Annotated in this window: 12 protein-coding genes; all 12 read left to right on the plus strand. The window is 70.1% G+C overall.

The window, feature by feature from the left end; all coding sequences use genetic code 11:
- Positions 1-72: 72 nt before the first annotated feature.
- The 12 genes from EIZ44_RS05460 to EIZ44_RS05515 all read left to right on the plus strand — a co-directional run bounded on the left by EIZ44_RS05460 (position 73) and on the right by EIZ44_RS05515 (position 11,114).
- On the plus strand, positions 73-882 hold the full coding sequence (locus EIZ44_RS05460) for a CoA transferase subunit A (RefSeq protein WP_037810177.1): 810 nt from the start codon (positions 73-75) through the stop codon (positions 880-882).
- Complete coding sequence (locus EIZ44_RS05465) at positions 879-1,634, plus strand: CoA-transferase subunit beta (RefSeq protein WP_043833033.1); 756 nt, start codon at positions 879-881, stop codon at positions 1,632-1,634. Before EIZ44_RS05460 ends, EIZ44_RS05465 begins: the two co-directional genes overlap by 4 nt.
- The gene (locus EIZ44_RS05470) at positions 1,631-2,812 is read left to right on the plus strand and encodes a thiolase family protein (protein WP_037810180.1); all 1,182 of its coding nucleotides are present in this window, start codon (positions 1,631-1,633) and stop codon (positions 2,810-2,812) included. Before EIZ44_RS05465 ends, EIZ44_RS05470 begins: the two co-directional genes overlap by 4 nt.
- A 15-nt stretch (positions 2,813-2,827) precedes the next feature.
- Entirely contained in the window at positions 2,828-3,562 is a 735-nt protein-coding gene (gene pcaH / locus EIZ44_RS05475; RefSeq protein ID WP_037810181.1) for a protocatechuate 3,4-dioxygenase subunit beta, read from the plus strand.
- Positions 3,559-4,110, plus strand: a complete 552-nt coding sequence (pcaG, locus tag EIZ44_RS05480) for a protocatechuate 3,4-dioxygenase subunit alpha (protein ID WP_134727872.1) — start codon at positions 3,559-3,561, stop codon at positions 4,108-4,110. Before pcaH ends, pcaG begins: the two co-directional genes overlap by 4 nt.
- A 29-nt stretch (positions 4,111-4,139) precedes the next feature.
- Complete coding sequence (gene pcaD / locus EIZ44_RS05485) at positions 4,140-4,919, plus strand: 3-oxoadipate enol-lactonase (protein ID WP_134727873.1); 780 nt, start codon at positions 4,140-4,142, stop codon at positions 4,917-4,919.
- A complete protein-coding gene (gene pcaC / locus EIZ44_RS05490; protein ID WP_037810186.1) occupies positions 4,916-5,317 on the plus strand; it encodes a 4-carboxymuconolactone decarboxylase in 402 nt (133 codons plus the stop codon). The genes pcaD and pcaC overlap by 4 nt, the downstream gene beginning before the upstream one ends.
- A gap of 10 nt (positions 5,318-5,327) precedes the next feature.
- Complete coding sequence (locus EIZ44_RS05495) at positions 5,328-6,134, plus strand: IclR family transcriptional regulator domain-containing protein (protein ID WP_037810187.1); 807 nt, start codon at positions 5,328-5,330, stop codon at positions 6,132-6,134.
- Between the two features lie 9 nt (positions 6,135-6,143).
- A complete protein-coding gene (locus EIZ44_RS05500) occupies positions 6,144-6,734 on the plus strand; it encodes a nucleotidyltransferase family protein (RefSeq protein ID WP_134727874.1) in 591 nt (196 codons plus the stop codon).
- A gap of 138 nt (positions 6,735-6,872) precedes the next feature.
- Positions 6,873-7,751, plus strand: a complete 879-nt coding sequence (locus EIZ44_RS05505) for an AAA family ATPase (RefSeq protein WP_134727875.1) — start codon at positions 6,873-6,875, stop codon at positions 7,749-7,751.
- 1,142 nt (positions 7,752-8,893) lie between these two features.
- On the plus strand, positions 8,894-10,009 hold the full coding sequence (locus EIZ44_RS05510; protein ID WP_134727876.1) for a vWA domain-containing protein: 1,116 nt from the start codon (positions 8,894-8,896) through the stop codon (positions 10,007-10,009).
- Positions 10,002-11,114 (plus strand): XdhC family protein, encoded by a 1,113-nt coding sequence (locus EIZ44_RS05515; RefSeq protein WP_037810189.1) that lies wholly within the window; start codon positions 10,002-10,004, stop codon positions 11,112-11,114. The genes EIZ44_RS05510 and EIZ44_RS05515 overlap by 8 nt, the downstream gene beginning before the upstream one ends.
- Positions 11,115-11,269: the final 155 nt, after the last annotated feature.

Here is an 11,269-nt window from a genome sequence, read left to right on the forward strand (position 1 = left end):
ACTTCTGTGCGCTATGCGAACACGCTAGCACGGAACGACAGAAGCAGGAAGATCCAGACGGAAGGGCTCGTGATGGCAAGGGTGCTGTCGCTCGGCGAGGCGATCGCCGAGCTGGTGCACGACGGAGACACCGTCGCTCTCGAGGGCTTCACGCACCTCATTCCCGTGGCGGCCGGGCACGAGATCATCCGTCAGGGCAGGCGGAACCTCACGCTCGTGCGGATGACGCCGGACATCGTCTACGACCAGCTCATCGGCGCGGGCTGTGCGAGCAAGCTGATCTTCTCGTGGGGCGGAAACCCCGGGGTCGGCTCGCTGCACCGGTTCCGCGACGCCGTGCAGCACTCGTGGCCGGTGCCGCTGGAGATCGAGGAGCACAGCCACGCGGGCATGGCGAACCGTTATGTCGCAGGCGCTTCCGGGCTTCCGTTCGCGGTGCTGCGCGGGTACACCGGCACCGATCTGTCCGCGCAAACGGACACGATCAAGCCGATCACCTGCCCGTTCACCGGCGAGCAGCTCACCGCGGTGCCCGCGCTGAACCCGGACGTCACGATCGTGCACGCGCAGCGCGCCGACCGGGCGGGCAACGTCCAGCTGTGGGGCATCGCAGGTGTGCAGAAGGAAGCGGTGCTCGCGGCGAAGCGGTCGCTGGTCACCGTGGAAGAGGTCGTCGACGAGCTGGAGCCCCGGCCGGGCGCGCTGGTCCTTCCGTCCTGGGCGGTCACCGCGGTGGCCGAGGTGCCGCGCGGCGCGGCGCCGTCGTACGCCGCTGGGTACTACGAGCGGGACAACGCGGCGTACCAGGCGTGGGACGAGATCGGGCGGGACCGAGAGGAATTCGCCCAGTGGCTGAACGATCTGACCGGGGTGAAGGCATGAGCGAGTACACCGCCGACGAGATGATGAGCATCGCCGCGGCCCGCGCGCTCGGCGAGGGCATGTCGTGCTTCGTCGGGATCGGATTGCCCAGCACGGCGGCGAACCTGGCCCGGCGCACGCACGCCCCGAACCTCACGCTGATCTACGAATCGGGTTGTCTCGGCGCGAAACCCAGCAGGCTGCCGCTGTCGATCGGCGACGGCGAGCTGGCCGACACCGCCGACGCGGTGGTCAGCGTGCCCGAGGTGTTCAACTACTGGCTGCAGCCCGGCCGGATCGACGTCGGGTTCCTCGGCGCCGCGCAGCTCGACAAGTTCGGCAACATCAACACCACGGTCATCGGTTCCGACTACCACGATCCGAAGGTGCGCCTTCCCGGTGCGGGCGGGGCGCCGGAGATCGCCGCGTCCTGCAAGGAAGTGTTCGTCGTGCTGCGTCAAAGCAAGCGGACGTTCGTGGACAAGGTCGACTTCGTGACGTCGTTCGGCCATGGCTCCGGGCGCGGCGACCGCGAACGGCTCGGCCTGCGCGGAGCGGGGCCGACGCTCGTGGTCACCGACCTCGGCCTCATGCGGCCCGACCCGGACACCGCGGAGCTCACGCTCACCGAACTGCACCCCGGGGTCGAGCTAGACCAGGTCGTGGAAGCGACGGGGTGGACACTGAAGACGGCCGCGGACCTCAAGACCACCCCCGCGCCCACCGAACGCGAACTGACCCTGCTCCGCGAACTGAAGAAGGCCGGCGAATGAGCGACGCTTACGTACTCGACGCGATCCGCACTCCCTTCGGGCGCTACGGCGGCGCTCTCTCCGGAGTGCGTCCTGACGACCTGGCCGCGGGTGTCCTGCGCGCGCTGGCCGAGCGCAACGGGCTCGATCCGTCCACTGTGGACGAGGTCGTGCTCGGCGACGCCAACGGGGCGGGCGAGGACAACCGCAACGTGGCGCGGATGGCCGCGCTTCTCGCCGGCTGGCCGACGTCGGTGCCAGGTGCGACGGTGAACCGGCTGTGCGGGTCCGGAGTCGAGGCGACCATGCAGGCGAGCCGGGCGATCCAGGTCGGCGACGCTTCGCTGGTGGTCGCGGGCGGCGTCGAATCGATGAGCCGCTCGCCGCTGGTGATGCCGAAGCCGGACAAGGCTTTCCCGGCCGGCAACCAGACGTTGTACAACACGGCACTCGGCTGGCGGATGGTCAACCCGGCGATGCCGTCGCAGTGGACCGTTTCCCTCGGCGAGTCCACGGAACTGCTCGCCGAGCGCTATGGCATCGGCCGCGACGAGCAGGACGCGTTCGCCGCGCGCAGCCACGTGAACGCCGCACGGGCGTGGGACGAGGGCTTCTACGACGACCACGTGGTCCCGGTCGAAGGTGTAGAGCTGACCCGGGACGAGGGTATCCGGCCGGATTCCTCGCCCGAGAAGCTCGCGAAGCTGAAAACCGTGTTCCGCAAAGAAAACGGCACCGTCACGGCGGGCAACGCGTCACCGCTGAACGATGGTGCGTCGGCGTTGCTGCTCGGCGACGCGGCCGCGGCCGAGCGGCTCGGCAAGACGCCGCTGGCCCGCATCGCCGGGCGCGGCGCCGCGGGGGTCGACCCGGACGTGTTCGGCATCGGCCCGGTGCGCGCGGCGGAGATCGCGCTCGAACGGGCGGGCATCGGCTGGGACGACCTCGCCGCGGTGGAACTCAACGAGGCGTTCGCGGCGCAATCGCTGGCCTGCCTGAAAGAATGGTCGAAGCTGGACCCGGAGATCGTCAACGTCAACGGCGGGGCCATCGCGATCGGGCACCCGCTCGGCGCGTCCGGCGGCCGGATCATCGGCACGCTGGCGCATCAGCTCCGCCGCACCGGCGGCCGCTGGGGCCTCGCGGCGATCTGCATCGGCGTCGGCCAGGGTCTCGCTGTCGTGCTCGAGAATCGCTGAGAAAGGGGAGGCATCGTGGCCACACCGACCGAGCGTCGCCTGCCGCAGTACCGGCCCGATCCGGAGGGCACCCACCCGCCGCTCGATTACGCGCCGTACCGCTCCACCGCGCTGCGGCATCCGAAGCAGCCGCTGGTCCTGCTGCCGCAGATGCTCACCGAGGTGACCGGTCCGCTGCTCGGCCCGGGACGGCTCGGCGAACTCGACAACGACCTCACCCGCCAGCACGAGGGCGAGCCGCAGGGCCAGCGGATCATCGTCACCGGCAGGCTTCTCGACGGCGACGGGCGGCCGATCCGCAACTCGCTCGTGGAGATCTGGCAGGCCAACGCGGGCGGCCGCTACCGGCACACCGGCGACCGCTGGCCGTCCCCGCTCGACCCGAACTTCGACGGGCTCGGCCGCACGCTGACCGACGACGACGGGCGCTACGAGTTCACCACCATCAAGCCCGGCGCGTACCCGTGGAAGAACCACGACAACGCCTGGCGCCCCGCACACATCCACTTCTCGGTGTTCGGCTCGGCGTTCACCCAGCGGCTCGTCACGCAGATGTACTTCCCGGACGATCCGCTGTTCTCGCAGGACCCGATCTTCAACTCCATTCCGGACGAGAAGGCGCGGCAGCGGATGATCTCCCGGTTCGACCTCGACCGCACCGAGGAGGAATGGGCGCTGGCATTCCAGTTCGACATCGTGGTGCGCGGGCGGGAACAGTCGGTGTTCGAGGACGAGGAGGAGGACGAGTGAGGCTGGAAGGCACGCCTTCGCAGACCGTCGGGCCGTACCTGTCCATCGGGCTGCCGTGGGACGACGGGCCGTTCGTGGTCCCGGAAGGCACCGAAGGCGCCGTGTGGATCCGCGGCGGGGTGTACGACGGCGCGGGCAACCCGGTTCCCGACGCGATGATCGAGACGTGGCAGGCCGATCCGGACGGCGGGTTCGACCACCCCGATGACCCGCGCGGAAAGTCCGCCGGTCCATTCCGGGGGTTCGGTCGGTGCCCCACCGACGAGCAGGGCCAGTACCGGATCCTGACGCTGCTGCCCGGGGTCGTGCCGGACGAGTCCGGGGCTCCGCAGGCGCGGCACATCGACGTCTCGGTGTTCGCTCGCGGGCTGCTGAACCGGGTCGTCACGCGGGTGTACTTCGAGGACCAGGACAACGCCGGCGACGCCGTGCTGGCGAGCGTTCCCGAGGAACGGCGGGACACGTTGCTGGCCAAGAAGGACGGTTCCGGCTACCGGTTCGACGTGCGTTTGCAAGGCGAAGGCGAGACGGTGTTCTTCGCGGTCTGACCGGCCGTGTCCATTGTGGAGGTTTAAGCGTGAGCAGTGTCCGGGTGCACCGGGTCGTCGAAGGCCCGGCGGCGGGTCCGGTGGTGGTGTTCTCCAACTCGATCGGCAGCGACCACCGGATGTGGGAGCCGCAGGTCGCGCCGTTGACCGAACGCGGATTCCGCGTGGTCCGGTACGACACGCGGGGCCACGGGTCGTCGCCGGTGCCGCCTGGGCCGTACGACCTGGCCGATCTGGGTGGCGACGTGCTGGGGTTGCTTGATGACCTCGGGGTCGAGCGCGCGCACTTCGTCGGTCTGTCGCTCGGCGGGATGACCGGGATGTGGCTCGGTATCAACGCCGCCGAGCGGTTGTCGAGCCTCACGTTGTGCTGCACGTCAGCGCTGCTCGGGCCGCCCGAGATGTGGGCCGATCGCGCGCGGCTCGTGCGGGCTGAAGGCACCGGGGCGGTCGCGGAAGCCAGCGTCGGGCGCTGGGTCACGCCGGGCTACGCGCAGGCGCATCCGGACCAGGTCGCGTACCTGCGCGAGATGGTCGCGGCTCAGCCGGACGAGGGATATGCCGGATGTTGCGAGGTGATCGAGCGGATGGACCTCACCGGCGACCTGCCGAAGGTCTCCGCCCCGACGCTGGTGATCGCCGGTGCGGACGACCCGTCGACGCCCGCCGAGCCGCACGGTCGGGTCATCGCGGACGGGATCCCCGGTGCCCGGCTCGAGGTCGTAGCCTCCGCCGCGCACCTGGGCAGCTACGAGCAGCCGGAGGAATTCACCCGGCTGATCCTCGAACGGATCACGGAGGAGCAGTGACCGGAGACCGCTACGAGGCGGGCATGCGGGTGCGCCGCGAGGTGCTCGGCGACGACCACGTCGACCGGGCGGTCGCGCGGACGACCGAGTTCAGCAAGCCGTTCCAGGAGTACATCACCGAAGCGGCGTGGGGTTCGGTGTGGACGCGGGACGGCCTCGACCGACGGACTCGCAGTTGCATCACTCTGGCCGCGCTCACCGCGCTGCACTGCCACGACGAACTGGCGATGCACGTCCGCGCGGCGGTGCGCAACGGGCTCACCGCGGACGAGATCCGCGAAGTCCTGCTGCACACCGGCGTGTACGCGGGAGTTCCGGCGGCGAACACGGCGATCGGGATCGCCCAGCGCGTCCTCGCGGAGCTGGGAGAACCCACCGCTCAGCCGCCGGCCGGATAGGGTTCGCCGCATGGAATCCGACGACCAGGCCGAACGCGGTGCGCACCACGTGCAGTCGCTGGAACGCGGACTGGCGGTGATCAAGGCGTTCAGCGCCGAGGCGCCGCATCCGACGCTCAGCGACGTCGCGCGCGTCACCGGATTGACCCGCGCGGCCGCGCGCCGGTTCCTGCTGACGCTCGTGGACCTCGGCTACGTCCGCACCGACGGCAAGTACTTCTCGCTCACCGCGCGCGTGCTGGAGCTCGGCTACGCGTATCTGTCCAGCCTCAGTCTGGCCGAGATCTCGCAACCGCACCTGGAACGGCTCTCGGCGGAGGTCCACGAGTCGAGTTCGGTGTCGGTGCTGGAGATCGCCGACATCGTGTACGTCGCGCGCGTCGCGGTGTCGCGGATCATGACGGTGAGCATCAACGTCGGCACGCGGTTCCCCGCGCACGCCACGTCGATGGGGCACGTGCTGCTCGCCGACATGGACCGGACCGAACTCAACACCTACTTCGTCGTCGCCGACCTCGACCGGTTGACCCCGCACACGCTCACCCACCGCACCGCGCTCGAAGCCGAGCTGGCCAAGGTCCGGGAGCAGGGCTGGGCGATGGTCGACCAGGAGCTCGAAGAGGGCCTGCGTTCGGTCGCCGCGCCGATCCGCAACCGGGCGGGCCGCGCGGTCGCCGCGGTGAACATCTCGACGCACGCGAGCCGGACGCCGGTGGAGACCGTCCGGACCGAGTTCGTTCCGCCGCTGCTGGAGACCGCGGCTGCCATTTCGGCGGAGCTCGCCGCGGTCGCGCCCGGGCGAGCGATCAAGGGCTGAGGAGCGCCGATGCCGGAATCGGTTGCCGGATTGCTGCTCGCCGCCGGGGCGGGGAGGCGGTTCGGCGGGCCCAAAGCGCTGGTCGAGTACGACGGGGAGCCGCTGGTCCAGCGGGCGGTCCGGAACCTGGCCGAGGCCGGATGCGCCTCGGTGCGGGTGGTCGTCGGTGCGTCGGCTGAGCAGGTCCGGGAGCTGCTGCCACCGGAGGTCACTGCGGTGTCCGCGGCGCGGTGGCAGGACGGGATGGGCGAGTCGCTGAAAGCCGGGCTCGAATCGTTGGCGGGGGAGCCGTCGGCGGCCGTGCTCGTGCACCTGGTGGATCTGCCGTGGGTACCGGCGGCGGCGCTCGCGCGGATCGTCGGGGAGGTTTCCGAGGACGCCGTCGTCCGGGCCGCGTACCAGGGGGTTCCGGGACATCCGGTGCTGTTCGGGCGGCGTTGGTGGGGAGAGATCGCGGATTCGGCGCACGGTGACCACGGGGCGCGGGACTGGTTGCGTGGGCGCGGCGACGTGCGGCTTGTCGAGTGCGGTGACCTCGGGAGCGGCAGCGATGTCGATCGGCCTGGGGACCTGGCCGGGCCTGGCGCGGAGCGGCGATGAACGGTGCCGACGCGGTCGGATGGCCTGGCAGCGTTAGGGCGCTGACGGAGCTTGTCTGGTCAGGAACGCGTGCGTTATGAGCCTCTGAGCGACGCGGTGAACGGCGAACTGGGCGGTCTCGGATCTACGATCGGGGGCGTGACAGAGTCCCTCGCCTCGCCCGACGCGCTCGCGGCCGCCCTCGACACCACCGGTTACCTCGCCGACGAGGGGCTGGCCACCGCGGGATTTCTCGCGACGCATATGCAGCGGCCGCTCTTCTGCGAAGGCGAGCCGGGCACCGGGAAGACCTCGCTGGCGCTTGCCTTGTCCGAAGCGTTGAAGTGGCCGTTGGTGCGGCTTCAATGCCACGAGGGCATCGACGCCGCGCAGGCGCTTTACGAATGGGACTTCCCCCGTCAGCTGCTGCACCTGCGTGCACTCGAAGCGGCAGACGGCGGACGGCTCGACGCGGAAACTGCCGAGCGCTCGCTGTACACGGAGCGTTTCCTGCTTGCACGGCCGTTGCTGCAGGCGCTCACCACGACACCGTGTGTGCTGCTGGTGGACGAGATCGATCGCGCGGACGACGAGTTCGAGGCGTTCCTCCTGCAGTTGCTGGACGAGTACACCGTCACGATCCCGGAGTACGGCGAGGTGCGGGCGGAGCAGCCGCCGCTGGTCGTGCTGACGTCGAACCGGACTCGCGAGGTGCACGACGCGCTCAAGCGACGGTGCCTCTACCACTGGCTCGAACACCCGGACCTGGCTCGGGAGATCAGCATCCTGCGCCGTCGGCTGCCGGGGATCGGCGAGACGCTCGCCCGGCAGATCGCCGACGCGGTGCACCGGCTGCGGGCGATGGACCTCCTCAAGCCGCCCGGGGTCGCCGAATCTCTCGACTGGGCAAGGGCTTTGCTCGCGCTCCAGCGCGACGAACTGGACGCCGCGACGGCCGCGCGGACCCTCGGTGCGGTGCTGAAGTACAGCGAGGATCTCGACCGGGTGCGGGCGAAGCTGGACACGCTGTTCTCTTGAGTTTTTGTCTACTGTGGACGGTCAAGTAATTCCGTTGCGGCGGGGTGCGGGATCGGGCATGCTTGAAGCATCACTGGATGACTTCGCCGACTTCATTGATGAGTGCCTGATCTTGTGACTGCGACTGTGCCGGAAGGAGGGCTCGTGACCGACTTCGTCCGGACTGCCCTCCCGGCTGTCCGCTGAGTTCCCGTTCTTTCCTGAAGGTTCCGCGCGCCCGCCTTGCGCTACCGAGGCTGGCCGCTGCGCGCAACCACGGCTCGCGCACGCTGTCCCGGAGGCGGGACGGCGTGCGCGGCCGCCCTTCGTCGCCGCCGTGAGCGGTGTGGTGGGGCCTGGGGGAGTTTCGCGCGGCGGAGGGTTGGCTGAACCGAACCGCCCGGGAACGCGGCGCGGGGGTTGGCTGGCTGGCGGCGGTGTCGGGATGCCTTGGCGTGGTGGCGAGGCTTGCCTGGCGGGCGGAGGTGCCAGGTTGTCTGGGCGTGGCGCGGGGCCTGGCTGGCGGGTGGAAGTGCTGGGATGCCTCGGTGCGGTGCGGTGCGGTGCGGTGCGGTGCGGTGCGGTGCTGGCTGGCGGGTGGAAGCGCCAGGAATCCTGCGCGCGACGCGGAGGTGGCTAGTGGGCGGAAACGTCGGCAAGCCTTGGTGCGGTATGGGGTTGGCCGACGGATGCTGGATGGAGCGGTGTGCGGGTCGCGGGGAGCGGCGAGTTGGCGCAAGCCGGAACATCTGCGGGGCCGACGCGGTTCACACTGGAATGGCGCTGCGGAGGAACACTGGCGAGCTGGAGCAGCTCAAGCCGGGACCTTGGCGTGCCCAAGAACCCGCCCCAGAACCTTCGAGTGGCCGAGCGCTTGCCCCAGAACGTTCGCGCGGGCGAGAACTCGGCCAAGAACTTGCCCAAGAGCCTCTGAGTGAATCGGAACTCGGCCAAGAGCCGCCGCGCGGCCGGGAGCCCGGCCAAGAACTCGATCAAGAACCGTTGCGCGCCAAGACCGCGGCTGACAACTCGCAGCCCGCAGCCGGACGACCGCGGCTCCGGGCGGCTGAACCGGTCGCCGCCGGAGTGAGTGGAGGGCGTCCGAACCAGGCAGGATCGGCTGTCGCGGCGCGGTTTTCGGGGGTGGGGTCACAATGGGGGACATGAGCACCGAAGTCGCTGACCCGCTTGCTGGCTATGCGGGGTTCGCGGCGGCATTGCGGGAGGCGGGCGTCGCCTGTGACGCGCGGCGGGTGCAGGCTTACCTGGCCGCGGTCGCGGAGGTCGATGTCGCCCGGCCGACACAGTTGTACTGGGTTGGGCGGTTGACGCTCTGCTCCGACCCCGACGATCTGCCTCGGTACGAGGAAGCGTTCGCGCGGTGGTTCGAAGGCGATGACAGTCCGAAGGCGACGTCGGGGACTCCGGTGCGGAAGCAAGCCCGGATCGCTCCGCTGGTCGCGGCGGCCGGGGACGGGGGCAGCGCCGAGGAATCGCACGACACGCTGCGGGTCGCGGCTAGCGATCACGAGGTTCTCCGGCATCGGGATCTCGCCGAGTTGACCAAAGCTGAGCGGGCGCACTTGCGGGAATTGCTCGCGACGTTGCGTCCGGTACTGCCTCGGCGGCGGGCGGCGCGGCGGGCGCCTGCGCATCGTGGTGCGCTTGACCCCGCGCGGACTCTGCGGGCGATGCTTGCGTCCGGTGGTGAGCCAGTGCGGCTGGCGCATCATCGAAGGGGGACGCGGGCGCGGAAGGTCGTCTTGCTGATCGACGTTTCCGGCTCGATGAGCCCGTATGCCGACGCGTTGCTGCGGTTCGCGCACGTCGTCGCGCGGGCTGCTCCGATGTCGGTCGAGGTGTTTACGCTGGGTACTCGGATGACGCGAGTGTCCCGGCAGCTTCGGCAGCGCGATCCGGAGCAGGCGATGCTCGCGGCCGGTACCGCGGTGCCCGATTTCGCTGGTGGGACACGGCTTGGCGAGACGCTGCGGGTGTTTCTCGACCGGTGGGGACAGCGCGGGTTTGCGCGACGCGCGGTAGTCACCGTGTTCTCCGACGGGTGGGAGCGCGGCGACGTCAGCCTGCTGGCCGAGCAGCTCGGCAGGCTGCGCCGGCTCGCGCACGCCGTATTCTGGGTGAATCCGCACGCAGGGCACGAGGGTTATGCTCCGGTCCAATCCGGCATCGTGGCCGCCCTGCCGCACATCGACCGCTTGCTGGCCGGGCACAGCCTGGCGACGTTGGAACGACTCCTCGGGGAGATTGCCGATGCGTGACGTACTGGACGACGTGTACCGCCGCTGGCAGGCGGGCGAAACGGTCGGGCTCGGCACGGTGGTGGCGACGTTTTCGTCGGCCCCGCGGGCACCGGGTGCGTCGATGATGGTCGCGCCGGACGGCACGGTCGTCGGGAGCGTGTCCGGCGGCTGCGTCGAAGGCGCGGTGTACGAGCTGGCCAACGAGGTCGTCGCCGAGCGGAAGCCGGTGTTGCAGCGCTACGGCGTCAGCGACGACGACGCCTTCGCGGTCGGGCTGACCTGCGGCGGGATCATCGACATCTACGTCGAGCCGGTGGACCGCGAATCGATGCCGGAGTTGGAGCGCGTCGTCGAGTCGGTGCGCAGCGGCGAGCCGGTCGCGGTCGTCACGATCGTGGAGCACGAGACGCCGGGGCTGGTCGGCGAGCACATGATTGTGTGGCCGGATCGGGTCGAGGGGTCCCTTGGCTCGTCCCGGATGGACGACGCGGTCGCGGACGATGCGCGTGGGCTTCTTGCCGCCGGACGCACCGGGACTCTCCATTACGGACCCGACGGGCAGCGGCGCGGCGAGGGCATGGCTGTTTTCGTGAATTCTTTCGAACCGCCGCCGCGACTGCTGGTGTTCGGGGCCATCGATTTCGCCGCCGCAATGGCACGGATGGGTGCTTATCTCGGGTACCAGGTGACGGTCTGCGACGCGCGTCCGGTGTTCGCGACCAGCAGCCGGTTCCCGGAGGCGCACGACGTGGTCGTCGACTGGCCGCACCGTTACCTGAAGGCCGAGGCCGACGCGGGCCGGATCGACGCGCGGACGGCGATCGCGGTCCTCACGCACGATCCGAAGTTCGACGTGCCGCTGCTGGAGGTCGCGCTGCGGCTCGATGTCGGGTACGTCGGCGCGATGGGTTCGCGCAAGACGCACGACGACCGGTTCGCGCGGCTTCGCGAGGCGGGGATCACCGAGGGCGAGCTGGAACGCCTGTCGTCGCCGATCGGCCTCGACCTCGGCGCGCGCACGCCGGAGGAGACGGCGGTGTCGATCGCGGCGGAGATCATCGCGCTTCGTTGGAGCGGCACCGGACGGAGGCTGGCGGCGTTGAGCGGGCGGATTCACAGCTGACCTGGCTGGTGGCCTGGGAAGCTGGGGAAGTGTTGCGGCGGGGCTTGGCGGCTGGTGGCGTTGAGCAGGCGGATTCCTAGCCGACCTGGCTGGTGGCCTGGGAGGTTGGGGAACTGTCGCGGCGGGCTTGGCGGCTGGCGGTGTTGGGCGGGCGG

Source organism: Amycolatopsis nivea, assembly GCF_004522235.1.
Lineage (GTDB): Bacteria > Actinomycetota > Actinomycetes > Mycobacteriales > Pseudonocardiaceae > Amycolatopsis > Amycolatopsis nivea.